The organism is Fusicatenibacter saccharivorans, assembly GCF_015557635.1.
GTDB lineage: Bacteria > Bacillota > Clostridia > Lachnospirales > Lachnospiraceae > Fusicatenibacter > Fusicatenibacter saccharivorans.
The window spans coordinates 1-26,764 of sequence record NZ_JADNOP010000026.1 but is presented as its reverse complement, the minus strand read 5'-3'; the positions used below and the strand labels follow the sequence as shown (position 1 = coordinate 26,764).

The window sequence follows — 26,764 nt, the reverse complement described above, 5'->3', positions numbered from 1 at the left end:
ATGGCCAAAGCACATGGGCTGAACATCTACGGATATCTTAAATTTCTGCTGGAGAACCGACCGAGTAAAAATATGACTGATGAACAGCTGGCGGAACTGGCACCTTGGAGTGAAAAACTCCAATTTTGATACCTACAATTCTTTAACACCTAACTGGTATTATAAAGTGTTACGATAAAATCCGCAATGCCTTGATTTTACTACAGTTTTGGCAAGTGAGCTTTCCCTTAGACTTTCCCTTATGTTATATCCTTTTCCCTTGTGTTACGACACCTCATAAGGGCAAAAACAAGGGAAGCAAAATCCGGTAACAGCTAATAACATTATATAAATCACATAATCGGCTGGAACTGGTCAAGATGCTTCTACAACTGAAACAGATAAGAGAAAGGACTTTGCAATATGAATATCGTTCATGCAGAATATAATAAATATCACAACATCATAGACATCAATTATTACAATGGCTACATACTTCGGATTGACTGTGGCAAGGCAGAAGATGGATTGATTACTACTCCTAACTCTCAACGAATGTTGGATGCACTGGCGATTGACAATCCACTAGAATATGCCCGTTTGTATCTTGATTCAGAAATGCAAGATTGGGTGAATGCGATGAATATGGAATGGTATAGCACTTGATAAAAGAACATAAAAATGAGAAGAAATCTGTCAAAAGTATTTCTATAAAATACGATATTTCTTTAGCCCTTCCATAAATAATGAAATAGAGCCGATAACTCACAATCGAAATAACGAGTGATTCATCGGCTCTATATTTTATGGTTATGGATATCATGAGTATCGCTTTATATGCAATTGCTATTTTGTTAATTCCCAATATTTATGACCCATAAAGAAGATTGTTAATTCGTTTTGATCTACTTCTATCTCAAAATTCACGCTATTATCTCTCTGTTCCACAAAAATCATATTTGAGGAAGATATGCTATATAATGCATTGCCACAGGTAATACCCAATTCGGGCATATCTTTGTTTACAACAAGTCCTCCATTTTCTTGAAAGGTAAACACTTCCTCTGCATTTGCATTCTTCCATGTACCAATAATATTTTTTTTATTCTGAATGTGCTTTATTTTTCCAACACATACAACGATAAGTATAGCTACACTTACAATTAAAGCAATGCCTACAACACTCTTTGCCAATTTCTTTTTATTCAATTTCTATTATCTCCATTTTTAGTTTCTTTAAGATTGAATGATTCCATATTGCTTAATTCAGTATCTCCATGAATTTCTAACATTGATACGCTTCTCACAGGAAATAGAATAGGAGAGATTCATTCATAAATAATTAAATCATTCATACTTACCTGAATTTGTAATGTTTTTCCATATTTTCTCATAATTATCTACTATAGTTTTTTCTGAGGTCAAAAATGCAAACATAGATATACTTGAATAGAGAGTTTCCGCCGAATCAAAAACCACACAACTTTCATCATGAGTTAGATTTCTCTTTGAATATATTTCCGATACAGGCATAAATGAATTTTCTTCCTCTTTGGTGTATTTATACCCATCAATACATCCTAGATTTTTTAAAAATATTAAATAAGTATCTTCGGTCTTCAGATATTGCCATCCGTTAGTGTAAAATTCTTCACCTCTAACAAATGATACAGGTTCTATAATGTAAATACAGTCACCTACTGAAAGATTAGCAGAATTATCCTTATAGATTTCCTCTATTTTTACCATTGTTTTTGTTGATCGTAAACTCATTTCACGAGAATTTGTTACAGTTATACGAGCTATTAAAGAAGAATCTTTTTCCATATCATCCAATGAGTAATTACTTTCATTGTTAAAGTAAGAAGTTTTCTGCCCTCCTGTATAGAAAATTTCCATAGCTGTATTTTCTGATAAAGCAATATCAGGATCATGAACCCCTGTAGTTGTTTTTATCCCAGTCTTTCCATAGAATAAGGCTGTCACCATACAAATGATTACAACACAGATAGTTAATACAAATTTCTTCATTACATCAACTCCTTAATTTTACCAAATTCCATGCATATCTTCTCATCCGCTAATATTTCAATATCTTCTTTATTATGGCTTGTCAGTATAGTAATGGTATCATTCTTTTTTTCTTCCAATATACGTTCACGAAATAAATCAATGCTATGCTGATCCAATGCGTTAGTTGGCTCATCCAAAAGCAAAATTTTTGGATGTTCCATCAGTGCTTGACAAAGAGCTAGTTTTTGACGCATTCCTAATGAATATTTATTTACTTTTTTCTTTGATTTGGGATCAAGACCAAAGTATATCATTATTTCATATATTTCTTCATCTGATACAATTCCTTTTATATTGGAAAGCATTTTCAAATTTTCAAATCCTGAATACATACTCCAAAAAGAAATATTTTCAATAACAGCTCCTAAATCTGGTAAAACATCCATATCTTTATGTAATGCCTTGTGATTATATTTTATGTATCCTTTGTCTGTATTTATAAAACCTGCAATGGCTCTGAGTAGCATTGTTTTACCTGAACCATTTTTACCATATATTCCATATATTTTACCAGATTCAAATGTATAACTGATATCATCAAGCACTTTTTCACCTTTAATTGACTTTGAAATAGATTTTACATATAAATTCATGGATATCATTCACCTCACAATATTTGTTTTTTTTCGCAAAGAAATTTACCTATCCACACCAAAACAGCGGATGATATAACTGAAATGAGACAGCTTGACTTAAAATTCAATAAATCTATATTGCTTGTAGTCCATTCGTAATTTTCTTCGACATAATATATAATAAGCTTGTTATGCCAATTAAATAAAGGAATATGTAGCAAGGAATAATGCCAAATTTTCCATATAACATTTCCCATTGAAAAATAAAATCCACACACCATTACTGGAATAAAAAATACAATAAATGCAACGATGTATCCTATAATTGAATCTTTCCAAAATGAAAACAAATAACTAATCATTTGCAAATGAAAAATCTCTATCAATAGCATAAAAATAACTTTGAAATCTTCTAAGCCATTAGAGGTATGCTCTACAAAAAGAAAAAACAAATAATCGGAAACAACTACAATACAGTCACGTAATATCATTTTTATTAATATATCCTTATAAATTATGTGTTTTTTCCCATAACGAGGAAGTAGAATTACCATGTTATCATTTGCATCATTAAATAAGTCCATTGTAAGATAACAAATCTCAAGGATAAACAAAATCGCAAAAAATGATAAAGATATAAGGTCAAACGAATGATCTATTAGTATTCCCCCAAAATATATTTGTGAACGTACTCCTTCTGTTATTGTAACCAGACTATTATGAAACCCCAAGTACACATTAGCATAAAAATATCTAATTACAAATGTTATAAGTGATACTAGTAAGCATTTTCCAACATTAACATTCAAAATTTTTTTCTTATATAACTTCATAATTTTTTATTTTTCTCTGTATAATGCCAATACTTAATCCAAAAATAAGCAATATCAGAACAATTTCTCCTATTATATTTCCATGAACATTAGGCATAATATAACCTTGTATAGAGAATTCATTTAGCCCAAAGACAGAAACAATCAAATTAAAAACAATATAGAATATAAACAAAGCACCAGGTATCTTTGCGAAATATAGAACTTTCATTTTGTTATAATATGAAAGAGCATAAGCTAAGATAGCTAATCCCGAGCCAAAAATTCCGTAATTAAAAATGTATATTAGATTATATAAAGTTGGATGTTGCAATCTCACCATATCAAGAAAATTGTCAGCGTTATATGATACCAAACCTATAGCGTAATCAGGTTCTCCCCAAGCACTGTCATATCCATGTATTGGATATGTCAAGTGGCATAATAATAAATTTATGAGCATTGGTATTGTTATTGTCAAAAAGGTTACAATCAGAATGCCAAATAATTTTCCTGCTAAATATTTCTTTTTCCCGATTCTTTGAATAAGTAGGATTGAACTATTGCTTTTTTCTTCTCTTATTAAGGAAAGTGATGCAATAATTGTTGCATAAACAGGCAATAACAGATACATTATATATGGAATATATGCCGCTTCAGTGCCCTGTAATACGAAATTTTCATTTGCTGAACGAATAAATTGATAACTTTTTCCTATATCATTTTTTACACATAAAATATACGAAGCAATATTTAAAATCATTAGAGCAATAAAAACAACTTTATATTCTGCACGATCAATACAATGTTTGATTTCTATAAGAACCATTTTTTTCATAATCTTTACCAAAAGGGCATAAACCCACGAAGAGGTTTATGCCCATCCCTTCTGTTATCTAAAATCTACATTTCCACTTACAAATGCAGTTGATAATTGAGATTGATAATTTTCCATTCCCATACCGACCTGTGTGTTAGTAGAATTATAACCGCTCTTGGTAAAGATTAAATTACAAGATCCTGTTCCAACACCCTGCTTATACTTATTAGATATTTTACTCTTGCTGTTATTGACAGCCCAGAAATTTGCGTAAGAGGTATTGGTAATTGCTGTTACCTCATTTGTGATGTAATCATCGGATGTTGTTTTTGCATGCATAGAGGTAAAGTTATTAGTCTTATTCAGTTTAAGTGCATAAGCGGTGTAAGATGCCGCCTGAGAATATGCTGCTGAAGAAAGAAATACACATCCTGCACAAAACAAACCAATACCTACTTTTGCAATCTTCTGTTTTAAACTTTTTAACATCATAGTCAATTCCTCCCAATCTTATTTTTTTAACTGCGTTGGTACTTTTGGTTCATACAACAAACCACGGCACAATGAATTTGCATTACTTCGAGCAATAGCAGTCACTGCCTGAAGTACGAGACGGGCACTTTTCTGGGGTGCCTTGTTTACTTGCTTATTGTCCATCGTTTTCACCCCCCCCCTCCTTAATTGTCTGACAATTACAGACAACTTTATTTGTTTACCATGGTATGTGCTTAATATAACAGAGTATTTAATTTTTTCAATCCCTCTATGCACGAATGGTAGCCCAACATGCACGAACTGTTCTGCATATAGGTATAAAACCGAAAAGATGGCAGATAGGTTAAGCACCTACCTGCCATCTTTAATCTATATATTTCAGAAATAATGATTAATTATTGTCAGTCTCATATATAGATTTATAACGCTCTCGATCAACTGGAATAATCTCATTATCATTAGCATCTTTATATGTAATAAACTCATCGTATTCTGTAACTGATTTTTCCTCTGAGACAGAATTAATAGAATACATATTCGAATCGTTACACATTACATTTGAATTTGGACCAGAAATTAGTAACGAACCATCCTCTTGTGCATATGCCAAAAAGATATAAATGGAATTTTCGGAAGGCAGTGAATCATTCTCAAACAGATAAATAGCATCTTGTTTTTCTGAAATTCCGCCTTGTTTAACAATAGGAATAGGTTTATCTGTAATAAGTTCACCTTTTATATTTTCGAGAACCTGAATAGTATAATTAGTGTAAGGCGAACCGACCTCCTTAGGATTTCCTTTTTCATCTTCAGTCGTTATAACATTTCGATACTCGGTTCCATCGCAACTGACAACCTTTGCTACAAATACGTAATCACAGATACCAACAGCTTCGCGAATGTTATCAGTATCATATACAAAAGATGCGTGCATCTGGTGGATTGGCAAGTTAGATACATTTGTATTCAGTTGACTTGCATTATTTTTGGATGCACATCCTGTAAAAAACATTCCTACGATAAGAACAATAGACAAAATACCATAGATACTTGATTTTTTCATAGCGTTCTCCCTCCCCTAATAATTATTATATGCGGCATCATATGAATCTTTATCATTTTGAGATAATGCCTGCGTACTAGTATGTCCCGTAATTGCTGCATCCATAACATCTGTTGAAGTACTGTGATCCAACCCTAATGCATGTCCCAATTCATGTGTCGCTACATTCTGTTTTTTACTATTACTATAACCGCTCATATAATAGGTATTGAGTTCAATTTTACCACTAGAATATGTCATGCCTGCCCATCCATTCGAAGCATTGACATCGCTTACGTATACATCTTCTACAACAAAAGCACTGTCTTTTCTGATTACTCCAGATTTATATGCATTCCATGTGGCAGCCCCAGTGTTAATATAACTCATGTAAGTGCTGTTTCCGTCATAGTCTAGATGTTTGCCAGAATCAACAAGATCCCATGTTTGTACATAAGCTTGTGCAAATGCCGTAATAGGAAATAGCATTGCTATAGCCATTAAAGTTATAATGCTATACAATAAATGATTTTTTAAAACAGATTTTTTAAAATGCATACTCCTTCACTCCTTTTCAATCATGTAACAACGGTTATCTTCAATTATTCTTAAAGGTTATCTTTATGAAAATTGAAACGCAACACATACTAGTACACATTATATATCCTGTTAATATTCCTAAAGTACGACATCTTATCATCTCCACTCCATATTATAGATTCTCAGAATACTTAAGATGTAGTAGTATACCTTGAATATAACAAAATCTTTATACTTTTCAATACCTCTATGCATGAATGGTAGCTCACTATGCACAAACGGTAGCATATTATGTTGTGTACCTACTTTATTGATGATAAAATATGACGGAGAATGATTAAAGGAAGTGGTAGCTATGCTATATATTGACTCAATATGGGAATATATTGTTAATTTCTTAGAACTGGCATTGTTTATAATATTTATCCATAAAAAATTGCGTATTCGAGCAAATTATAAACATCAAGCAGTTTTGATGTTTCTTTTCGTATCATTTCAGTTTGCTGTGTTATGCACGCTGAATAAAATGGGAATATCATCCTACAGCACTTTGATGTCATCTTGTGTTTTGGACATTGGATATGCAGTATTGTTCTATCGTGATAGTATAATTCGCCGTATCTTTTGGGGCTTTTCGTATTCCATCATTTGCTTAGTTGCAGAACAGATTTCGTTCTTTATTCCCGTTACTCTTTATAAAGGAGCGTCTCTGGAGCTATTATTAGGTGGAACATTACGGAAGCCATATACCATGTTATATTTGGCAATGATAGCTGTTTTTGTCTTGTTATTTCATTCTATTGGAAACAAAGACATATCTCTTTCACCGTTCCAAAAAGTTGCATATATTTTCATCGCAATTTCTGGACTTGCAATCGGGCACTACATATTAAAGCTGACTTTGGAATCTGTTGATAAATTTGGTGATTCATCCTTTTCAGCTAGGCTATCATTGGTTGACTTGTTTTTTATTATTTTATTTTTAGTATTGATGCTATACATATACCAGCTAGGTTATTCAAAAGAAGAAAACATACGATTACTGGAAGAACAAAAGATTTATGAGCTGGAAAGGACTGAGTTCAATAGCTTATCTGAGACAACTGAACGATTACGAAAAATGAAACATGATATGCAGATTTATGTGGATGCAATCAACGTATTAGCAAAAGACAAGAAATGGGATGAACTTATAGCATATACAGAGCAATACCATAACACTCTTGCAACTACGCAAAGTGCCATAGCAACGGGAAATATTGCTATTGACTGCATACTTACCGCAAAACTTGATTATGCTGAAAAACACGGAATTAAGACAGAATATTCTATTATGGCTCCTGAAAATTTTCCGCTTGATTCTGTTGAGCTTTCATCCATACTTGGAAATATATGGAATAATTCCATTGAAGCAGGAGAAAGACTTATAATCTCTGATCCAACCGAGCATCCATACATTTATTTTTATATTAAACCTTACCAGAATATGATACTGATTCACATTGAAAATAATTATGATGGTGTGATAAAAGGTAGCATTGATGGAGACATTTTGAGTGTTAAACAAGGAAAAGAACATGGACTTGGGATAAGACGAGTAAAAGAGCTTGTAGAAAAGGCAGATGGCGTATTGCAGATTACATCTGATAACAAAATTTTTTCCGTACATATTATGATACCGGATAAGGAGAATAACAAACTACTATGAAAATGAAAATAACCATACTTGAAGATTCTGTGATCGAATCAGAACGGCTGAAAAATGGAATAAGAAAATACGGGCAGCAATATGATTGGGATATTGAAATTGACGAATACGAATCGGGCGAAGAATATTTTTCAAAAAATTCTGAAGGCACAACTATACAGGCTTCAGCATTTTTCCTTGACATACAAATGGGGCAAATGAATGGAATTGAGGTTGCTAAACGCCTTCGTGAATCTGGTTATCAAGGTATTATTGTATTTTTAACAGCTTTTAGAGAATATGTATTCCGAGGATATGAAGTCAGAGCTTTAAACTACTTGCTAAAACCCGTCAAGGAAAATACTCTTTTTCTGTGTTTGGATGAAATCGCGAAGGAGTTATCTAATAATACCTACATATACCGAAACAAGCAGGAAATTGTAAGTATTCCCTATGCAGATATATTGACATTTTCGAGCAGATTACATTATGTGGATATATTGACCGTAGACGGCAAATGCTATGAACAAATGTCTACCCTAAATAAGATTATTGTCCATTTGCCAAGTGAATTTATCCGAACCCATCGTTCTTATATTGTAAATATGGCACATATCTATCGTATTACATCAGGAACGATTGAATTGTCAAATCATCTAACTACACAAATCGCACGTTCTTATTCCAAAGACGTGATAAGTGCTTTTGCCAAATATACAACAAGATTTGATACAAGCGGGGATTTTGAATGATTACGAAGTGGGCTACATCTATTGCTAATAAGTTAGCAGAACTATCCGGGGAGGATGTTTCTGCGGATCAATTAGAAATATACATATATGGCTTAGAATGTTTTTTGAATACTTTTATAACCATAGTGTTATTGTTCGTATGGGGAGTTTTATCACATACACTCGGCTATACCCTAATTTGGGTAATTACCTTTTCATTGTTACGACATTATACCGGAGGTGCCCATGCTCCAACGCAGTTAACATGTATCTTAGGCAGCTTTTTTCTCGGTTGTCTTGATAAGTGGGCTATAATCTATTTAAAGCCAACTGTACTAGGATATTTGATACTTGTCCTTATGTGTATATTATTTGCACCTATAAGTAACCATAAAATATGTTTAACCACCAAACAAAAATGGATACATAAACTTATTTCTGTGATAATTGTTAGCATTGGATTTCTGCTGTTTTATAAAATTGGAAACACGAAGATGAATACCACATTGTTTTATTCCTTTTTCTGCGTAATCATTCTTATGATAGTCGAAACAATTAAAAATCTAATGAGACACTTTAAATAGCAGGATGACTTTTCATAAATATTCAAAAAAGATAAAGAATTTGATGGTCTTTATCTTTTTTGAATTTAATTAGATTATCTAGCTCCTCTGTCTGATGGCGAACGATAGTTAAAATCTCTGTCCTGTTCCCGTTTCTGAACTTCTGCCTGTTTTTCTGCCAGCTTTCGATGGATTGAGTTTTCTCCATACTTGGAGTTCCATTCCTTGTTTGCTTTGACATAGGATTCATACTCGGACTTGCCTTGTTTATAGACTTGCAGGAACGCATCTACCGTTGGATATTTGTAATCCTGCACGATATGGGATAATCCCTGCTTCATAATCTTAATCGTTTCTGCGTATTTGTTAGACTGTGCCTGCAATTCCTTTCGTTTCTTTCCTTGGAATAATCCTGTACAGTTCTTCAAATCCTCGTCAATAAGGTCTTTTTTCACTTCCTGCGTATGAATGGCTCTGTTTTGTCGTTTAAGTTTCTCCATAATCTCTTCAAGTCGCATCTCATAATCGTGTGCCAGCTCAGACATTCTTGGTCTTGGCGGAATAACGGTCTTTTCTGCGGTAGTAGTAGCAGGTGCTTTGAATGGTTGGGTCACAGCAGGAATTGTCTGATTGTCTGTCTGTGTAACGGATGGAGCTGGTTGTTTCTCTTGTTTTTCATTTCTTCGCTCCATAAGGTCGGAGATTCTGGCTTTCTGTTGTTCCTGTTTCTGTATCAGCAACTTTATGAGTTCTTTTAACAGCTCGATTGCCCGAAAGATAATCATAAACAAAAGCTCCGGATGATTGCCATACTTGTGAATGGATTCCTTAATCGGAGTTGAAATCTGTTCCTGCTTTACCTTTAAGATTTCCTTTCGCTCCATCCCCGATACCAAAGCGTGATCCACAGTACGATTCCAGTCCTGTATGACCTTATTATTGAGTGTAATCTTATCTGCCTTTGGATTGTTCTTACCGATTTTCTTAGTGGCAAGATAGACATCCCCACGCTTGAATGCAGACAGCTTTTCTTTCTCATCTTTGACAAGTCCGTTGATGACATCGGTATAAAATACCTTGACCTCATCTAAGAAATGTTCCTGCTTAAAGCGAGCGTCCTTGATGGTAAACATCTGTCTTTCGTAGACCTCACCTTTCTTGATCACCTTACACCTTTTACGGATAGTTCCATTCTCGTCTAGGATTTCTTTCTTGGTACGAACATGATTACCTTTCTCATCATAGAACATATTTCTGGTGGCAATCTTTTCTATCGGTTCGTCAAGATAATTTCGTTCTGCAAAGATAAGATGGATATGATAATTCGTCTTTCGTTTGTTATGATGGAGTGCTGCAATACAATCAACACCATACCGACTTTTGAATTTATCCGTCATATATTTTAATAGTCCGTCTGGCGGATAATCCACAAAGGATTCCGGCAGGGCAATGATAAATTCTCTTGCTTCGATACATTTTCCCTCTGTACCGCTTTTCTTAAATTCTGCCTGATTGCACTTGGCAAGTTCTGTCCAAAATTTTCGGTCTGTGGTTTCATATACCGCATAGAGATTTTCCTGTTTTTTGTCACTGGAGATATAATAGATTCTTCCACGAACATTATGGAGCTTTGACATCTGCACAAATGAATTTCTTGGCATAGCGATTTCCTCCTTTCCCAGTTTTGATTTTGGAAAAGAGGACAGATAAGATAGATGAGATGTGAGTAGTAAACTTTCCCTGTGAGCGAGTGCATAGGCACTCGTCTTGCGAACACATCCGCCTTGTGGCGGCTAAGCCTCGCAGAGCGAAATACACAGAGTACAAAACGAAGTTTTGTGCGATGGGTGTATTTCGCTCTCAAACGCCGAGGGCTTGCTTATGAAGTTCACTTTTAGCTGTAACTGTTCCCTCAGCACCTAATTTTGTGCCTTTAATGGCACACTTTTTATGTGCCGTATCCGGCACTCCCTTTTCTTAACAGAAATGCTAGAAGATTGCTATGAAAATCAGCGAAACAATAGACGAATCCGTTAGCACTTTTGCCTTAACAATAGCATTGTTCTATTATTCAGACTTTTTAGCAAAAACCGTAGAAACAGTAGAAGTCTGCTATTAAAATCGAAAAAACAATAGCACGATTCGTTAGCATTTTTGCCCTGACAATAGCATTGTGTTACTTCGCTTACTTTTAAACTGTGTCTGGCAAGGAAGTGGTAGTAAAAGTTCCTATTAAATTTCATTTTTAATAGTGCATTGTTTTATTACATTTTGATTTTAATAGAGCTTTTTACTATTAACTCTTTGAAAATGTACCCCATAGATTGGACACTCAAAATCATAGTAGCGTACACTTTTTGTCATAGGTCGGACAGCTTTTTTCATAGCTACACTTGGTATGACTTCTCACAGCACTTTTTGTAAGTTGGGTGGACTTGTCCTACCAGTCGGCTTCACTTGGGTGGATGGTTGCACCCACTTCATTTTCTGGCTTGGGTGGACTATTCATAACACCTTTTGCATCTTGGGTGGACTTGTCCTACCAACAAGCTATAACTGGGTGGACGATTGCACCCATTCACATCCATCTTGTCCTCATTTTCCAAAAGTTCTGGTTGTATCTGAGGACTTGTCCGTGATATAATCTATTTGCGTGTAGGTATATCATGGCTTTTAGTCAGATACATACCAGAGGGATGGTCTTAGGACTGTCCCTTATTCATTTTTCATTGTTCCCTTGACCGCTTTTACTGCGTGTCTGTCTCGTAAATCCTTCCCCTCATTGAGAATCAGAAACTCGTCTAATCGTTCCCTGCGGATTAAGATTTTTCTTCCCACTCTAAGGATAGGCAGCTTTTCCCATTCCACAAGATTTCTAAGAGTGTTTCTTCCGATACCTGTATAGTCGGCAGCTTCTTCAATGGAGAGAGCAAACTTTAATTCTGTCATTCGATCACCTCATTCCTGCGTAGGATTACAAGTCTTGTATATCAGAGGATGTTCCTTTTTGAAGAAAGGATTAGCCTTTTTTAAAACTTGCGTTACGCAATTCTGATTAAAGTATATATCTTTTATAACGCTATGTCAAGCCTTACGAAATTCTATCATCTTTTATAGAATTGCGTATTGCAATATATCGTGTTATGTGGTATAGTAATGACATACCGAAAAAGGAGGTTCGCAAGTATGTTAAAAGATAAAGAATTGCGAAAGACAATCGGTAGCAGAGCAAAAAGCCGTAGACAGGAGTTAGGATTGAACCAGCCTTATGTCGCTGAAAAAATGGGCGTGACAGCCTCAACCATTCAGAGATACGAAGCAGGAACGATTGATAACACCAAGAAAATGACCTTAGAAGGTCTGGCAGATGCACTTCATGTATCTGTGGAATGGCTGAAAGGTGAGACGGACGAATACGAAACAGACATTACGGATAAAAGAGAATTACAGATTCGTGATGTGATGACTTCCATTCTGAATAAGCTCCCTTATGATATGGAACAGTCCGAAAGTGATTTTTCCAAAGACCTGCTACTACTGATGTTACGGGAATACGAGCTGTTCGTGGATTCGTTCCAGTTCGCTTGTAAGAATTTCAAAGGAAATACAGATAACAAAATGCTCGCCCAGACAATGGGGTTTGAATCCAATAAGGAATACAATGAGATTATGTTCCTTAGAGAAATCACCCACACCGTCAACGCATTGAACGATATGGGCGATATTGTAAGACTGTATTCTAAGAATCCTGAGACAGCGAAAAATCGACTAGCCAATCTTTTATCAGAAAAAGATCCCGATTCGGTATAGATAGGCAGACGGAGCTATGATATACTTACACGCAAGAAGCATTTCACCAGTTCCGATTGCCGATATCGAAAGGAGAAACGATTATGGCAAAAGGTTCTGTAAGGAAGAAAGGCAAGAAATGGTACTACCGCTTTTATGTGGAGGATGCAAGTGGTAACTTGGTTCAGAAAGAATTTGCAGGTACGGAGAGCAAATCAGAGACAGAGAAAATGTTACGCAAGGCTATGGAGGATTATGACGCAAAGAAATTTCTAGCCAAAGCGGACAACCTCACACTCGGACAGATGCTAGATGTATGGGCAGAGGAAGATTTGAAAACGGGTTCACTTAGCAACGGTACAGTCGGTAACTATTTACAGGCAGTAAACAGGATTAAACAACACCCAATCGGAAACAGAAAACTAAAGACAGTCACTTCGGAGCATTTGCAGAAGTTTATGGATTTACTTGCATTTGGCGGTGAGGAAGGAAATTTTAAGTCAAAGGGTTACACCATCGACTATATCCGTTCTTTCCACGCAGTCCTGCAACAGTCCTTCCGATTTGCAGTCTTTCCAAAGCAGTACATCACATTCAATCCAATGCAGTATGTGGTAATGCGTAGGAAAGCCGAGGAAGATGTGGATTTGTTTTCTGATAATGATGAGGATGCAGAGGTTATCAACCCGATTACACCAGAGCAGTATCAAACGCTTATGGAGTATCTGGAAGAAAGAAACAAGCCTGCTGTCCTGCCGGTACAGATAGCGTACTACACAGGTCTTAGACTTGGAGAGGTATGCGGACTGTCTTGGAGTGACATTAACTTTGAGGAACAGTATCTGACAGTACGAAGAAGTGTCCGTTACAACGGAGCAAGGCACAAGACCGAGATTGGTCCGACAAAGCGAAAGAAAGTCCGTATCGTGGATTTCTGTGATACGCTCGCTGACATCTTAAAGAAAGCGAAAAAGGAACAGAGAAAGCAGGTATTCAGTTACGGAGAACTCTATCAGAGGAACTACTACAGGGAAGTTAAGGAAAAGAATCGTATCTACTATGAGCTTTATCATTTGGATGGCACAGAGGACATTCCGCTTGATTACAACGAGATTGACCTTGTATGTATCAGACCGGACGGAGCATACGAAGCCCCTGCAACGGTTGAGACAGCTTTAAGGACAGCAAGGAAACGATTGTCGGAGCTTGATGATAATTTCCACTTCCACACCCTGCGACACACTTATACCACAAACCTGCTCTCAAATGGAGCAGCACCAAAGGATGTACAGGAATTACTTGGACACTCGGATGTAAGTACCACTATGAATGTCTATGCACACGCTAACCGAGAAGGTAAGCGAAACTCAGCCCGACTACTTGATAAGGTGGTTGGAGAATAAAATCGAATAAGAAAAACTTTCCCTTGTAGATACCTCATAAGGGCAAAAACAAGGGAAAAGGATACATATAGAGTGGCAAGGCATACCGCCAAGTCGCATAAAATAAGGAAAGTTGAGATTTTAGTTATACAAACTCCAATCTATCAAAAATCGCATGTGAATTATAGTGAATTACTCCAACTCGCAAAGGGCTGGAGTAATCTTGTATCTAACCGCATTATTATTTGGCACTTACTTTGATTCTTTCGTCAACTGATATTGAAAGTGCGGTGCAGATAGTGTTCCAAAACCATGGAAAAAAGTTCCCAGATTCTTTTTTCAAATCGTTGAGAAATGATGCAAGTGAATGTATGGATGAACTAAAGGATGCAGTAAGAGTTGTATGTCTTTCAGAAACGTATGATTCTATGCTTATGTGGAGTCATTATGCAAGAAATCATACAGGATATTGTATAGAATATGAATTCAACAAGGATGATATGTATTATTCGAGTTTACATCTGGTTAGATATACTAAGGATTGCATATTCCGCAAGAACTGCGCATCCGTTCCAGAGGAACGGAGCGCCATTCCGCTTCAAACTGAGCAAAGCTCAGCAGGTTGATTAATTACTATTGGTTATTCTGCGATCCCTGCCAGGAAATTCAAGGCGATATGCCTTAGATGTCATTCGACTTAAGCAGGCATCTGCGTAGGTGGAATCCCCAAAAAGCTGATACCATCCGGATACTGGAATCTGTGAGATAATAATAGTTGCCTTGCGGCAGTCTCTGGACTCGATGATTTCAAATAAATCGCGGCATTTCTCGATGTCCAGATCCATTAAGCCGAAATCATCTATCACCATGAGATCATAAGCTGCCATTTCATTCGAATACTCAAAGTAAGTACCTTCCTGCCTGGCATGATCTGATTCCTTTAAGAGTGTGTTCGCACGTATGTATTTAACAGTACGGTTCTGATGCATTGCTGTGATACATAAGGCGCAGGCGATGTGCGTTTTCCCAGCACCGGCCCCTCCGGTCATCAGCAGGTTATTCGGCTCATCGATCCAATCACACTTGGCCAGAAGTTCTATGACGTGTGTATTCAGCTGACGTTCTGGATCATAGATTGAACTGTCAAGATCAGCTGCAGGATATTTCAGGGTCGCTTTCTTCATGAGACGTTTAAACTTTTTACTCTCACGCTGATCCCACTCCTGATTTACAATAGCAGCAAAGCGGACTTCAAATGGTTCGAGACCTGTGTTTGGTTCCAAAAGCTGCTTTTCAAATGCTTCAGCCATACCGGACATGCGAAGTTTATACAGCTGATCCATGAGTATGTTCTGTTCCTTTGTGAGTTTATCGTTATAAAGATAGTCTTTTAATCTGTATGCCATAGTACGTCACCCTTACTTATAGTAGCCCTTTCCTCTGATATTTTCATGATTGGGCAGTGTTCCTGGTGAATGCTCGGGGAGTTCCTTCACATCCATCTTTTTCAGCATCTGCTTGAAGGTAAAATACTTACAGGAATTGATCTCTATACATTTACGGGCAACTTCTTCAGCAGCACCTTTCGGGATTGTTTTTACTTTATGCAGGATACCTGCACAGGCATTATAGGACTGCTCTTCATGTTTTGATGATTTAAGGAGTCTGTCAATCAGTTCTGACATCGCAGGACCAATGGCAGAAGCCCAGCGGCGGTAATAATTACCATCCTTTGAATTGACTTCTTTGTAATAAAGGTGTTCTGGCGGCATATGTTCATCTACCGTGATATACAGCGGAAACTCTCTATAAGACCGCTTATGTGTACAGATCAGCCGATTATACTGATCACAGATCCTGATCTCTGAAGCGGTTGCCTTCAGGATTGCAGGCTTGCCACAGTAAGAGTACAATACGGAGTAGTAGTGGCCGTCATACTCGATGCGGTAGTTGTTGGGAACTTTTAGGACCGCTTTATAGTCGCAAGCCGTGTAACATCCGCCTGGCAGTGGTTTCATACATGGTTTGTCATACTTTTCGAAAGCATCCTGTCTTGAGAAGTCCTTGCCTTGAAAAGATCGTTTATTGAGGACTGCTACTATTTTTTTGATTTCAGCATTTAGGTCTTCAAATGATACATATATCTTTTCTTTCAGTTTCTCAACCAGGTGTATTTCAAGATAACGTACATGATTTTCAACTGTAGGCTTGCCTTTCGGCTTTCTAGCGGGTGGTGGAAGAGCTATAGTTTCATAGAAATCTTCCAGATCTGCAAATGTAGACTGCAGGATAAGTTCATCCTTTGTGTGCCTGGTTACAGCAGTTCGCAGGTTATCGGGCACAAAGTATTTCGTAACAGCACCATAAAATGAAACAGCATGGGCACAGCCTTCTATAAAACATGGGAGCTTCTCATTTGGAAAAGCTTCTGCATAGATCAGACTGCTGACTCCAAGAGTGGTCGCAAAGATATGGACTTTTTTGATCTCGCCCGTTTCGGTATCTGTTAACAGTTCCGGCTGATCACCGACCCAGTCGATATACATCTTTTCACCCGGGATTCGGTTTACGGCCATTGATACCTTCTGGCCACCATAGTTTTCTGCTATGAATCGGTTGAAGTATTCGTAAAACTGTGACTTCTCATAACCATCAGGATTCTTTTCTTTATAATCCAGCCAACAGAACGAAATGTTCATGCGGCTCCCTGGTGCATGAATTCTGTCATAGTAATACTGGAAATCTGGAAGTGGGACATCTTTCCTCTGTAGATTTTTCTGCGGATAGAAAAGGTTCTCAACTTCCTTAGGTGCCATCGTTCGGAGTTCCTCGATTGGGATTCCGTTGGCATGGTATCGGCTCATGATCAGATTTAATGTACCTGAGCCAATCTTGTAACGGTCCATAACGGACCTGGTCTGGCATCCATTCAAACGCATCTGGATGGAGCCGATAATCGTGTTGTAGTCTTGCATAGTTATGCCTCCTTTCGCAATCATTTGATGACTACGAAAGAACTATAACACGTTGAAAACTTATTGATCAGCTGAAGCGGAAACGCGTTCAGTTACATCCGGAAAGACTGATCAGCTCTTAGCGGAATGCGTGGTCAGATGAGCCGGAATTTGCACTCCATATATTAATTTTATATCATCTATTGGAAGAAGTCATCTTTACTTTGTACTATTTATATACTACCACCAGAAATGGGATTAAAATCGATTGTCCGCCGCAGAAAGCCTGGATACACGAAAGGGCATCCCTATAAATTATTTAGAAATATTCTTGAACAGGATTTTACATGCGATGAAATCAATACAAAATGGTGTACAGATTTTACCTATCTGTATCTATCAGATGGAAGCAAGAGATATAACTGTACAATTATAGATCTGCATGACAGAAGTGTTGTCGCCAGCATAACTGATCAGAATATAACGTCAGAGCTTGCTATACGCACATTGCGCAAAGCTATAGAGTCCCAGTCTGAAATCAAAGGAGTACTTATTTTACATAGTGATCAGGGAAGCCAATATACTTCTAAAGATTTTACAGAATACTGTAAGCGGATGGCAGTCACACAAAGTGTGAGTAAAGCTGGATATCCATATGATAATGCACCAATGGAAAGGTATTTCAACACGTTAAAAAATGAATTGATCTATCAGTATGAATACCAGCCAGAAGAAGCTTTGTATACAGCAATAGAAGAATTTGCTTACACAACGTACAATCATAGAAGACCTCATTCTTACAATAACTATAAAACCCCCTTTGAAGCACGAAAAACAGCATGATGCCATTTGAAAAAGGGGCATCGTCATAATAGGATTTTTTTAGCCCTTAGTGTTACAAAAAAGCTTGACCACAACAAACTGAACGCTGCCAAGAAGGAATTGGAAAAGACCACAGGCGAAAAGCCTGTGACACAGAAGATGTTCCGGGCAATTTAATATGGAAGAAAATCAGAGAACGCTCTGCTGACTGTGGTGGTTGGCAGGACGTTTTGCTGTTGCAGCGAGGTTGACAGTTGTGCTATAATGTATCTCAATAAGATTATTTTGTGTATCTGCGAGGAAGGTGGCTACATGGTTAAAAACAATATTGAAGTTGATGTAAAAGTGAAATGTATCGAGACTGGGAAAACTCAGGTGCAGATTGCGGAAGAGATAAATACTACCAGCCAGTATGTGAACCGTGTCATCAAAAAGAAAGACGGTGTTATTAATAATACCTTCGTTCAGATGATGGAGGCACTTGGCTACGATATAGAGATTACGTATGTGAAGCGTAAAGCAGACGGTGAATAGTATTGAAACATTGAGAAAAGATATGCGGAGGCCGATAATTATGGACATTGCAACGATTATAGGGTTAATTAGCAGTCTTGTGACTATCGAAGAAGCTGGACGAGGATGGGCATCTGGATTGTTTCATTTCTGCAAGAAGAAACGTGCCAAGAAAAAAATAGTATTTGTTGAATGGGATGCAGAGGATGAGACCACTCAGAGAATAATAAATGCGTTCAAATGTGGAATGGCTGCAAAATATAAGGAACATATATTTCAGCCTGATGAGATAGATACCATCATTGAAGAATTTTTTAAAGAAAAGGCATATCTAGTTGTAGATTATAATCAAAGAAATGATATCTGTGATTTCATACACAGAACCTTTGAAAAATACAACGATTATACCCGTTCACAGATGACTGTTGGAGACAGAGTTCTTCAAGATTCAATTGAAGGGACTACAGAGAAGGTTGTAGAACTGGAGAGAAAAGTTGACAGTTTGGAGATCACTTCTCAGGAGACATTGCGAAATACAGAGAAACTCCTGAATAGCGATAAAGATAATAATATTGCTGCGTTTCATTATGCTGTGAAGGTTAGTAAAGATATAAAACTTGACAGCATAGACAACAAAATAAATGGTGAATATTCGATTGATAGAAATGAGCTAATATCCAAAATCAAAAGAGAAGGGCATAAGTTCATATCAATCCAAGGAAATGCCGGTTGCGGAAAGTCGGCACTTTGTAAAAACTTAGTATCTGCAGAAAAACTTTTACTAATAGCGAGAGCAGAGGAGTTTGTTAGAGCCACTCACTTACGTGATGTATGGAATTGTGATTTGAACATTGTTTTCAATGAATTATCGGACGAAAGAATTGTGATTTATATCGATGCACTTGAGTTCATTGCAGATCATTCTGATGAAAAATACATAGTTCTACAGGAACTTTATAATATATCAAGTGATTATCCTAATGTATTTATTTTAACTTCTTGCAGAACTACCGATAGGAATGCATTTATCAAATTACACACAAAGTATGCTGTGGAAACGTATGAAATTGATGATATTACAGAGTCTGAACTGGATGAAATTTGTAATGTCTATCCTGTAATAAGAGAATTAAGAAACCAAAAAACTTACTCAGAGCTACTTAAGAATCCATTTTACATTAATCTTGTAATCACCAATGGAATTACATCCTTGGATATATCGGACGAGAATGCATTCAGGGAATATATCTGGAAAAATGTCATTTGCTTAGGAAACAAAGCATCTAAATATAATGTTGATACTAGTGATATTTGTAATATTGTAAATAACATTGTATTTGAACGTGCCAAAAAATTCTTACTTGGGATGCGAGAAATGAATGTACAATCATCTGTATTGAGACCTTTAGTATCTGAGGGAATCGTTACAGTGTCGAATGGACTGGTCAGACTGAAATATGATGTTTTTGAGGATATCTGCTTTGAGCAGTATTTTGACAAAGCGTTTGATGAGTGCAGAGGTAATCTGGAACTATTCTATGATGAAATTTCTTCATTAGGACGTTGCGTTTATCGCAGATATCAGATTTGGATTGCAAACAAATTATTTATAAAAAACAATAGAAGTAAATTTATCTATAAATTACTGTTTTCTGATCATTCAGATGACAGATGGAGAAAGCAAACAGAAATCGGAATTGTAAAATCCAAGTATTGTAATGATTTCTTTAAAGAGTATTTATCAGAATTAAGGGAGAACTGTATTCTACAAGAGTTCCTCGACATTATAAATCTATATGCTTTCGAGGTACGATTGATTAATAATGGAAAGGAACATGATCTTGCATTAAATCCAATAGGAAAAGCTCGGGAGAGTATGATACAGCTTGTTTTCGCTGAGAAACTCTTTATAGATAATGCAGTTAAAAGTGATTCTGTGGTTAAGATGTGTTCTGATTATGCAAAGAATATAATCACCACAAGGGTTGACAGTTCGAATTCTATTTCTGATGCAGTTTGCCGTATGCAGGAATACTATTTGAGTGTTGAAAGTGATGATAAATCTCAGGGATGGTATTATTCATCGGTCAAACGCATGGGGCACTATTTGACAATCTTATTTATGCTTGCAGGTTCTTCGAAAGAGTGGCTCAAAAGCTTTTTTGAACTAGTGGGTGATAGATATCTGAATGGAAACAGAGAGGATCGTCGCTGGGCAAGCGATTTAGCTTCTTGGATATTCGAAAATGCATATTATCCGGCATTAACCAAAAATCTTGGAGAAGATTTGTGTAGGCTGGCAAGTTGTATTTATTTTAAGAATGAAGATGATGACGAGCCATTTTATTCAAGAGCATATGATAGAGAATATGCTTATGGTTTAAGCAATAATGCTTCTAAAACACACTTGGCAAGTCAAGATACATTCAAATACTTTTTGATTTGTTTGTTCAGAACAAACTTTAAGGTTGGTCTGGAATGGGCGCTTGAGTTTACGAATAGAGCCTTTGATAATCTGGCTAAGAATGAACCGGATTCTGTAATGAAAATTGCAATATACTTCCCGGAGAAAAAGGATATTAAAGAGTACTATGCGAATGGAAGAATGTGGATTTGTCGAGCACAGGAATATCAGGTTCCTACTATTATTAGTGATATTGTGTATTTTTCTAAAAATGTTTTTATTGAATATTTGGATCGTTTTCAGAACGATCAAGAACTTTTCTTTAGAATGGGAGAATGGATCAAGAATGAAATATACACTAAGGCTAATAACATTGCAATGTTGTCCGTAATTCAGGAAATTGGATTTCATTTCCAAAAAGAATTGCCCGGATATGCTTTGGAATTGGCTTCAAGCTACGAATTGCTTCATTTTGATATTCAAAGACATTTGCTTTATCATCCAAACCCAACACAGGTTCTTTTAAAAAAGCAGATTATGCAGACAGTAGGTGTTCCGGATATCGAAGATCGTTATACTTTGGATAGACTGTGTGACTGCAACCTTCAAGAGTATGTTTCAAAAATACAACTATTTGCAAGTGATGATATAAGAGAAAAGGCAATAGAGATAATGGATTATCTGTATTCTCTAATCGAAGATGGATTTTATAGTGGTGATTGGAAACTACAAGTTCAGAAGATGGATCTAAGAAATCCGTCAATAAAAGATTTGGGAGGCGGATATTATGAAATATCTCCTTCAATACCTGATACTGTAGTGCCTGAATTTGTTGTGGCAGAAAAAGAACATACCGATGCGTTAAAGACGGAAATCAATCAAGTCATCACACAAGCTAATGACGGATTAGAAAACTTAGATTATTCCAAACTGGATAAATTAATTGACAGGGTTATAGATTTCATTAAAAAAGATGATTTAATAAGAATCCAGTATGAGGATATTCTTGTTCAGCTCATAGTTCTTTCTTTAATTAACAAGAATATAACAGAGGAGAGGCGAGGCTATCTCTGTGAAGTATGGGCTTCTGGAATTAAAGAGTTATTCAATAACGGTTCTTTTGTAGCTGATATAAAATGGGTGCCAGTTCTGTTTAAACAATTAGATAAGGAGTTGCCACTTACCTCTCAGAATCTTATTAAGAGTATTTTGCTTGGAAGTCTAATTGATGATTTTAATAATGGTCAAATTCAAAAAATCGCTAACTTTACCCAACAGTATTTGACTACAAATGAGAAGTTGGCACATATCGTCTTTACGGCAATAATAAAGCTGGCAGAAGATGAAATGAATCATCAAAAATTCAACGCAGAGTATATAAAGAATAGGCATGATGAGGACGATTTTCAATTCTTTCCCAATATGCAAAAGCATTTATCTGGTGTTGATTATTATTTTGCGGAGAATGAAGAAGAATCAGGTTTTGAAAGTCAGAGAGAAGTAATTATCCAAAAGTATCTATATGAGGAAGAAGCATGTGATTTCACACACTTTACATTGGATGATTACGATATACGTATGCTATGTCATGTTGCTAATTGTGGGATTACATTACAAGATGGCTTGTTCTATGAGGTTATCAAACAAATAATATTATGTTTTATCGAAATAAAATATCAAGCAGATTGTGACAATAGTGCATTTCAGATTATTGGAACGTTTTCGAAATATGATGTTGTTCATTTCTTTCAAAGAGAAATTTGTGCAGATCAAGAATCCTTTGATAGGGTAATTTCGCTTCTTTTCGATGGTATTGATTTCGATAAGTTCAGCAGAGAGACCATCGAATTGTATCTTGATGTTTTCTGTAGTTTTGTTTCTAGATATTTTGATGCTTATCAAGACAACAAATTAAGAGAACTCATTGAGAAAAAGATAAAGATTCTTGAGACGAATATTTTGGCGATTAATAATCCATCTGTAAGAATTGGATTAACGCAGGCAGTAGCTATGATTGATCATAAATTCTATGGGGATTGGAGTAAATGCAATACATCATATTCAGAAAAGGATAAAAGATTTTTAAACCAGCAGTATGGAAAATATGGGCATCACCACTTTAGATCTTTTCTAATGACTTTGTATCAGATGCACATAAAAGAGTTACTACCGGATATTCTGATATCAGTAGAGACAGTATTTTCAAATTGTGAAAAAGAAAAATCTTGGGATTACGAAAAGACCATCTGTGAACATCAAAGCATTGTAGACAAGTTGATCTTGGACGCATATGTATTTCACAGCGATGCCATCAAAAAAGATGAAGATTTGTCAAATGCATACATGCATCTTCTGGAAATGCTCATTAGACTTAATAGCGAAAAGGCAGCAGTACTTTTGGATGAGTTTTTAATCCATTAAATCGTAGCATAATAATGCCGCATGTACATTAAGAAAGTATTGTTAGCGACTAACTGAATCAAGCGACTTGTTGAAACGTTCGGTTGTGGATATACCGGTGCGGTGAAACCGCTTGTCCGGATGACCGGAAACCGCGAGTCCGGGCATAAGGAAACCGGTATGTGTGCGGCGGAGCCGCCATCCCGAAGAAGATGCTCTTCAGGATGGGCGCCAGTTAATGGGTTACTATTATTCGCTTAACGCCGGATCCAGTCCGTATACCTCTCTCATGGAACGGTAGTTGTCAGGATCAGTCGGAATGATGTTGATCTTGTAGGCATCGTGTTTGATGCGGTCAAGAATAGCTTCTGCCAAGGGGCTGTCATCGCCGCCGAGCTGGTCATACCAGCCACTGGGATCGTAATGCGAGCAGAAAATCGTGGAGGATTTTTTTCTTCGTCTGTGAAGCAGTTCCAGGATATCATGTTGTTCTGCTTCCGTCGGCTTCAGTAGGAGCCATTCATCAATGATAAGAAGGATGGGGTTGGCGTACTTAGCCTGGACCTTCTTGTAGGAGCCGTCTGTACGTGCCAAGTCGAGCTCAAGGAGCATGTCCGGAAGACGAACGTACTTTGTCTTGTAGCGCTGTTTGCAGGCTTCCATGCCGAAAGCGCAGGCCATGTAGGTCTTGCCACTTCCTGTGGCACCAGTGATGAACAGGTTCCGATGCTCCGTGATGTATTCACAGGTTGCCAGCCTTTCGATCAGGTTGCGGTTAAGCTTCCTGCCGGAAGTATAGTTGATATCGGCAATGTAAGCCTCCGGCTGGTCAAACCCGGCACCTTTGATCAGGCGCTTCAGGCTGTTGCTTTTGCGGTTGTTGTATTCAATGTCGACCAGCAGACCAAAACGATCCTCGAAAGGAACGTCCTTCATCTTAGGGTCATCCATCTGTGTGATAAAAGCATCTGACATAGAAGTCAGTCGCATTTCGATGAGTTTATCTATGGTGCTCTGGTTAGTCATGATCCTTACCTCCTGTAGAAGTCAGCGCTGCGAGTAATGGCGTGTTTGTTCTGAGTTGATGCAGCATTGGGAGCCTGAGACTCCGTATCGATGTTATCCTGCCCGGATGCCAAGATGTTTTTAATGCTCTTGTAGCTTGGGCTAGCTGTGTAGGAAAGCGCCTTTCGGCACGCTGCTTCCAGCCGCTGGTCAGAATACTTATCTGCCAGCTTGAGAAGCCCCGTACAGCTTCGGTAGGATTGTTGCTCAACCCTTTGGGAGGTAAGAATCGCGTTAACAACCTTGCAAGTATTGGTTCCAATCCGCTCTGCCCATTTACGGAAGCGGTCACCGTTCCATTCCAGATAAGCCTGGTGATCGGCTGGCATGTGTTCCGTAACGGTGCTGTACTGCCCCTTCCGACCGTATAAACGCTGATGGGAGGCAATGCGGTTGTGATTGTAAAATATCTCGATAACTGTGTCGGTTACCCGCACATCCACCTTGCGTTTGATGAATTCGTAAGGGACGGAATATAGCATTCTGTCAACAGATATGTGATAATTGAACTGAACGGTGGCTTGTTTCCATTCCGCCAGTTCATAAGGGGTAGCCGGTAGCTTGGCCAGTAATGGCAGTTCTTCGTCGCGGAAAATCTCGTATCGGGTACCCTCTTTCTTTTGGAAGGGCGATTCACGAATTCCTTCAGTTTCCTGCGGATGGCCTGATTTAGTTCAGCCAGCGAAAAGAACTGTTCATTGCGAAGAGCTGCAGTGATCCAGGTTGAGATGACACCCACAGATCCCTCAGCATTCGGCTTATCCTTTGGGGCCCGGACGCGGGCCGGTATGATAGCCGTGTTGTAATGCTCCGCCATCTCATGATAGATGGTGTTAAGTTCCTGATTATACCAGTCGTTGTTATAGATTACTGCTGTCATGGTATTATCCGGGACCAGGATGCGGGTTACGCCGCCGAAGTACTCATACATATATGTACATGAGCAGTGATCCAGGCACGCTGTTTCTCGTTAATAAAAGCTTCAACGTAAGGATACTGGCTGTACGTCATAACGCCTACAAAGAGAAAAGCCGGGATGATCTCGCCGGTATCTGGATCCGTGATCTGAGCGGGATCTCCAGCCCAGTCGACCTCGATCTGTTCACCGGGCTTCCGGTTGATGTGCATAGTTGCCCGGCGTTTCTGCTCATCTTGCTGGATGTAATAGCAGAACTGAGAATACATAAGAGGCTCGTCACCGGACTGGCGGCATTCCTCCAGGTATTCCGTCCAGAGGAGCTTCTTGTTGACACCATTTCGGAGCAACTCCTTCTGGATGTAGTTGAAGTCAGGCATCCGTTTTGTTGATGACACCTGCTTCTGTGCGGATGGAAACAGCTTCTCCACAAGAACGGCATCGGTCTCGTTGGCTTCTAACGGCCCAAAGATGTTGAGCTCTTTGGCACGTTTAAGCACACGGTTGACCGTTTTCTTGGATACACCGCTACTGTCAGCGATGTTCTGTTGACTGAGACCCAGGCTTGCCAGGCGCAGGATCTCTCTGTACTTGGTCATATGAGCGACCTCCTTAGAATTATTTACGCCGTGATGGCGCATACCATAATTCTAAGGCGTCGTATGTGTGGTTTCCATTGCCGGGTTGAAGGTTTCCAGTCCCCGGAGTCACGGTTTCCTATTTACCGGAATAGCGGTTTCTGAAAGCCCGGACACTGGTGTCACGGAGGCCGGAATACTCACGGTTGCTAATAGTATTTATGGCAAAAAGTGCACATCATGTGGATATACACATTATCCAGAAATAACGAAGAGGGGATATCTTTTGACACATGTGATGACCGTTGGGTTAACCATTGAAGTGGTAGTGACAACGTCATAATTAAAAACCGTAGTAGTAACACAGTACGATTTCTACTACGATTCTACTACTACAGCCTGCCGTAACTTGCTCCATTTTGCCCTGTTTCGGGAAATCTGTGACAGAGTAAACGCTGCTACACCCCAAAAACAGTCAGGATAAATCGGAGCAAATCGGGGCAGAACAATGCATTTTAGGAGGGTTTACATTTTGATAAAAGTATTATTTATCTGCCACGGCAATATTTGCCGCTCGACTCTTGCTGAGAGCGTATTCACCCACAAAGTAAATTCCCTCGGCCT

At 37.7% G+C, this 26,764-nt stretch carries 26 protein-coding genes and 1 pseudogene; 12 read left to right on the top strand and 15 right to left on the bottom strand.

All coding sequences use genetic code 11. The annotated features are described in order from the left end of the window. Window positions 1-129, top strand: a 129-nt coding sequence (locus I2G42_RS15585; protein WP_195531257.1) for a transposase domain-containing protein, incomplete at its 5' end; no start/stop codon positions are given. A 273-nt stretch (window positions 130-402) separates the two neighbouring features. Beyond that, the gene (locus I2G42_RS15580) at window positions 403-645 is read left to right on the top strand and encodes a DUF6061 family protein (protein ID WP_008397019.1); all 243 of its coding nucleotides are present in this window, start codon (window positions 403-405) and stop codon (window positions 643-645) included. Window positions 646-825: 180 nt separating this feature from the next. On the opposite strand, the gene I2G42_RS15575 is transcribed toward I2G42_RS15580, so the two are convergent. The 9 genes from I2G42_RS15575 to I2G42_RS15535 form a co-directional block, all read right to left on the bottom strand. Next, window positions 826-1,188: a hypothetical protein gene (locus I2G42_RS15575; RefSeq protein WP_008397018.1), complete on the bottom strand. Its 363-nt coding sequence runs from the start codon at window positions 1,186-1,188 to the stop codon at window positions 826-828. Window positions 1,189-1,326: 138 nt separating this feature from the next. Beyond that, entirely contained in the window at window positions 1,327-2,010 is a 684-nt protein-coding gene (locus I2G42_RS15570) for a hypothetical protein (RefSeq protein WP_008397017.1), read from the bottom strand. After that, on the bottom strand, window positions 2,010-2,645 hold the full coding sequence (locus tag I2G42_RS15565) for an ABC transporter ATP-binding protein (RefSeq protein ID WP_015559483.1): 636 nt from the start codon (window positions 2,643-2,645) through the stop codon (window positions 2,010-2,012). Before I2G42_RS15565 ends, I2G42_RS15570 begins: the two co-directional genes overlap by 1 nt. A gap of 14 nt (window positions 2,646-2,659) precedes the next feature. Then, complete coding sequence (locus tag I2G42_RS15560) at window positions 2,660-3,460, bottom strand: hypothetical protein (protein ID WP_008397014.1); 801 nt, start codon at window positions 3,458-3,460, stop codon at window positions 2,660-2,662. Next, the gene (locus I2G42_RS15555; RefSeq protein ID WP_008397012.1) at window positions 3,447-4,277 is read right to left on the bottom strand and encodes an ABC transporter permease subunit; all 831 of its coding nucleotides are present in this window, start codon (window positions 4,275-4,277) and stop codon (window positions 3,447-3,449) included. Before I2G42_RS15555 ends, I2G42_RS15560 begins: the two co-directional genes overlap by 14 nt. A 54-nt stretch (window positions 4,278-4,331) precedes the next feature. Beyond that, the gene (locus I2G42_RS15550; protein WP_008397010.1) at window positions 4,332-4,751 is read right to left on the bottom strand and encodes a hypothetical protein; all 420 of its coding nucleotides are present in this window, start codon (window positions 4,749-4,751) and stop codon (window positions 4,332-4,334) included. Between the two features lie 18 nt (window positions 4,752-4,769). After that, the gene (locus I2G42_RS16905) at window positions 4,770-4,916 is read right to left on the bottom strand and encodes a cyclic lactone autoinducer peptide (protein ID WP_015568874.1); all 147 of its coding nucleotides are present in this window, start codon (window positions 4,914-4,916) and stop codon (window positions 4,770-4,772) included. Between the two features lie 229 nt (window positions 4,917-5,145). Then, window positions 5,146-5,817: a hypothetical protein gene (locus tag I2G42_RS15540; RefSeq protein ID WP_008397007.1), complete on the bottom strand. Its 672-nt coding sequence runs from the start codon at window positions 5,815-5,817 to the stop codon at window positions 5,146-5,148. A gap of 15 nt (window positions 5,818-5,832) precedes the next feature. Then, window positions 5,833-6,354 (bottom strand): matrixin family metalloprotease, encoded by a 522-nt coding sequence (locus I2G42_RS15535; protein WP_008397006.1) that lies wholly within the window; start codon window positions 6,352-6,354, stop codon window positions 5,833-5,835. 337 nt (window positions 6,355-6,691) lie between these two features. Between I2G42_RS15535 and I2G42_RS15530 the strand changes: the two genes are divergently transcribed. The 3 genes from I2G42_RS15530 to I2G42_RS16900 are packed head-to-tail and all read left to right on the top strand — an operon-like array spanning window position 6,692 to window position 9,338. After that, a complete protein-coding gene (locus tag I2G42_RS15530; protein WP_195531256.1) occupies window positions 6,692-8,044 on the top strand; it encodes an ATP-binding protein in 1,353 nt (450 codons plus the stop codon). Next, window positions 8,041-8,775, top strand: coding sequence for a LytR/AlgR family response regulator transcription factor (locus tag I2G42_RS15525; protein ID WP_015559482.1), 735 nt, complete (start codon window positions 8,041-8,043; stop codon window positions 8,773-8,775). The genes I2G42_RS15530 and I2G42_RS15525 overlap by 4 nt, the downstream gene beginning before the upstream one ends. Then, complete coding sequence (locus tag I2G42_RS16900; RefSeq protein WP_008397001.1) at window positions 8,772-9,338, top strand: accessory gene regulator B family protein; 567 nt, start codon at window positions 8,772-8,774, stop codon at window positions 9,336-9,338. Before I2G42_RS15525 ends, I2G42_RS16900 begins: the two co-directional genes overlap by 4 nt. 74 nt (window positions 9,339-9,412) lie before the next feature. Here I2G42_RS16900 and I2G42_RS15515 read toward each other — a convergent pair whose 3' ends face one another. Both I2G42_RS15515 and I2G42_RS15510 read right to left on the bottom strand, forming a co-directional pair. Next, entirely contained in the window at window positions 9,413-10,978 is a 1,566-nt protein-coding gene (locus I2G42_RS15515) for a MobA/MobL family protein (RefSeq protein WP_015559481.1), read from the bottom strand. 1,054 nt (window positions 10,979-12,032) lie between these two features. Continuing rightward, window positions 12,033-12,266, bottom strand: coding sequence for a helix-turn-helix domain-containing protein (locus I2G42_RS15510; RefSeq protein WP_008396997.1), 234 nt, complete (start codon window positions 12,264-12,266; stop codon window positions 12,033-12,035). A gap of 237 nt (window positions 12,267-12,503) precedes the next feature. Here I2G42_RS15510 and I2G42_RS15505 point away from each other — a divergent pair, with 237 nt between their 5' ends. From I2G42_RS15505 to I2G42_RS17070, 3 genes are all read left to right on the top strand, one after another. Next, on the top strand, window positions 12,504-13,127 hold the full coding sequence (locus I2G42_RS15505; RefSeq protein WP_008396996.1) for a helix-turn-helix domain-containing protein: 624 nt from the start codon (window positions 12,504-12,506) through the stop codon (window positions 13,125-13,127). An 83-nt stretch (window positions 13,128-13,210) separates the two neighbouring features. Next, window positions 13,211-14,509 carry a tyrosine-type recombinase/integrase gene (locus tag I2G42_RS15500; protein ID WP_008396995.1) on the top strand — a complete coding sequence of 433 codons (1,299 nt, stop codon included), beginning with the start codon at window positions 13,211-13,213 and terminating at the stop codon, window positions 14,507-14,509. A 350-nt stretch (window positions 14,510-14,859) separates the two neighbouring features. Further along, window positions 14,860-15,114 carry a DUF2971 domain-containing protein gene (locus tag I2G42_RS17070; RefSeq protein ID WP_167622887.1) on the top strand — a complete coding sequence of 85 codons (255 nt, stop codon included), beginning with the start codon at window positions 14,860-14,862 and terminating at the stop codon, window positions 15,112-15,114. Here I2G42_RS17070 and I2G42_RS15490 read toward each other — a convergent pair whose 3' ends face one another. Both I2G42_RS15490 and I2G42_RS15485 read right to left on the bottom strand, forming a co-directional pair. Next, on the bottom strand, window positions 15,115-15,894 hold the full coding sequence (locus tag I2G42_RS15490; protein WP_055228708.1) for an ATP-binding protein: 780 nt from the start codon (window positions 15,892-15,894) through the stop codon (window positions 15,115-15,117). A 12-nt stretch (window positions 15,895-15,906) separates the two neighbouring features. After that, entirely contained in the window at window positions 15,907-17,463 is a 1,557-nt protein-coding gene (locus I2G42_RS15485; protein WP_055228709.1) for a Mu transposase domain-containing protein, read from the bottom strand. A 174-nt stretch (window positions 17,464-17,637) separates the two neighbouring features. Between I2G42_RS15485 and I2G42_RS15480 the strand changes: the two genes are divergently transcribed. The 3 genes from I2G42_RS15480 to I2G42_RS15470 all read left to right on the top strand — a co-directional run bounded on the left by I2G42_RS15480 (window position 17,638) and on the right by I2G42_RS15470 (window position 23,602). Further along, on the top strand, window positions 17,638-18,285 hold the full coding sequence (locus I2G42_RS15480) for an IS3 family transposase (RefSeq protein ID WP_373142028.1): 648 nt from the start codon (window positions 17,638-17,640) through the stop codon (window positions 18,283-18,285). A 291-nt stretch (window positions 18,286-18,576) separates the two neighbouring features. After that, the gene (locus I2G42_RS15475) at window positions 18,577-18,798 is read left to right on the top strand and encodes a helix-turn-helix domain-containing protein (RefSeq protein ID WP_055228710.1); all 222 of its coding nucleotides are present in this window, start codon (window positions 18,577-18,579) and stop codon (window positions 18,796-18,798) included. Between the two features lie 40 nt (window positions 18,799-18,838). Continuing rightward, entirely contained in the window at window positions 18,839-23,602 is a 4,764-nt protein-coding gene (locus tag I2G42_RS15470; protein ID WP_195531255.1) for an NACHT domain-containing protein, read from the top strand. A 228-nt stretch (window positions 23,603-23,830) separates the two neighbouring features. On the opposite strand, the gene I2G42_RS15465 is transcribed toward I2G42_RS15470, so the two are convergent. Beyond that, complete coding sequence (locus I2G42_RS15465) at window positions 23,831-24,607, bottom strand: ATP-binding protein (protein WP_055228705.1); 777 nt, start codon at window positions 24,605-24,607, stop codon at window positions 23,831-23,833. Window positions 24,608-24,612: 5 nt separating this feature from the next. Beyond that, a pseudogene (gene istA, locus I2G42_RS16895) lies at window positions 24,613-26,161 on the bottom strand (IS21 family transposase). A 511-nt stretch (window positions 26,162-26,672) separates the two neighbouring features. On the opposite strand from istA, the gene I2G42_RS17065 reads away from it, so the two are divergent. Next, window positions 26,673-26,764, top strand: a 92-nt coding sequence (locus I2G42_RS17065; protein WP_465220997.1) for an arsenate reductase/protein-tyrosine-phosphatase family protein, incomplete at its 3' end; no start/stop codon positions are given.

Bases quoted from the DNA above. Each gene is read 5' to 3' on its own strand.
- I2G42_RS15580 (WP_008397019.1), top strand. From the start codon at position 403: ATGAATATCGTTCATGCAGAATATAATAAATATCACAACATCATAGAC.
- I2G42_RS15570 (WP_008397017.1), bottom strand. From the start codon at position 2,010: ATGAAGAAATTTGTATTAACTATCTGTGTTGTAATCATTTGTATGGTG.
- I2G42_RS15565 (WP_015559483.1), bottom strand. From the start codon at position 2,645: ATGAATTTATATGTAAAATCTATTTCAAAGTCAATTAAAGGTGAAAAA.
- I2G42_RS15560 (WP_008397014.1), bottom strand. From the start codon at position 3,460: ATGAAGTTATATAAGAAAAAAATTTTGAATGTTAATGTTGGAAAATGC.
- I2G42_RS15555 (WP_008397012.1), bottom strand. From the start codon at position 4,277: ATGAAAAAAATGGTTCTTATAGAAATCAAACATTGTATTGATCGTGCA.
- I2G42_RS15550 (WP_008397010.1), bottom strand. From the start codon at position 4,751: ATGATGTTAAAAAGTTTAAAACAGAAGATTGCAAAAGTAGGTATTGGT.
- I2G42_RS16905 (WP_015568874.1), bottom strand. From the start codon at position 4,916: ATGGACAATAAGCAAGTAAACAAGGCACCCCAGAAAAGTGCCCGTCTC.
- I2G42_RS15540 (WP_008397007.1), bottom strand. From the start codon at position 5,817: ATGAAAAAATCAAGTATCTATGGTATTTTGTCTATTGTTCTTATCGTA.
- I2G42_RS15535 (WP_008397006.1), bottom strand. From the start codon at position 6,354: ATGCATTTTAAAAAATCTGTTTTAAAAAATCATTTATTGTATAGCATT.
- I2G42_RS15530 (WP_195531256.1), top strand. From the start codon at position 6,692: ATGCTATATATTGACTCAATATGGGAATATATTGTTAATTTCTTAGAA.
- I2G42_RS15525 (WP_015559482.1), top strand. From the start codon at position 8,041: ATGAAAATGAAAATAACCATACTTGAAGATTCTGTGATCGAATCAGAA.
- I2G42_RS16900 (WP_008397001.1), top strand. From the start codon at position 8,772: ATGATTACGAAGTGGGCTACATCTATTGCTAATAAGTTAGCAGAACTA.
- I2G42_RS15515 (WP_015559481.1), bottom strand. From the start codon at position 10,978: ATGCCAAGAAATTCATTTGTGCAGATGTCAAAGCTCCATAATGTTCGT.
- I2G42_RS15510 (WP_008396997.1), bottom strand. From the start codon at position 12,266: ATGACAGAATTAAAGTTTGCTCTCTCCATTGAAGAAGCTGCCGACTAT.
- I2G42_RS15505 (WP_008396996.1), top strand. From the start codon at position 12,504: ATGTTAAAAGATAAAGAATTGCGAAAGACAATCGGTAGCAGAGCAAAA.
- I2G42_RS15500 (WP_008396995.1), top strand. From the start codon at position 13,211: ATGGCAAAAGGTTCTGTAAGGAAGAAAGGCAAGAAATGGTACTACCGC.
- I2G42_RS17070 (WP_167622887.1), top strand. From the start codon at position 14,860: ATGGATGAACTAAAGGATGCAGTAAGAGTTGTATGTCTTTCAGAAACG.
- I2G42_RS15490 (WP_055228708.1), bottom strand. From the start codon at position 15,894: ATGGCATACAGATTAAAAGACTATCTTTATAACGATAAACTCACAAAG.
- I2G42_RS15485 (WP_055228709.1), bottom strand. From the start codon at position 17,463: ATGCAAGACTACAACACGATTATCGGCTCCATCCAGATGCGTTTGAAT.
- I2G42_RS15475 (WP_055228710.1), top strand. From the start codon at position 18,577: ATGGTTAAAAACAATATTGAAGTTGATGTAAAAGTGAAATGTATCGAG.
- I2G42_RS15470 (WP_195531255.1), top strand. From the start codon at position 18,839: ATGGACATTGCAACGATTATAGGGTTAATTAGCAGTCTTGTGACTATC.
- I2G42_RS15465 (WP_055228705.1), bottom strand. From the start codon at position 24,607: ATGACTAACCAGAGCACCATAGATAAACTCATCGAAATGCGACTGACT.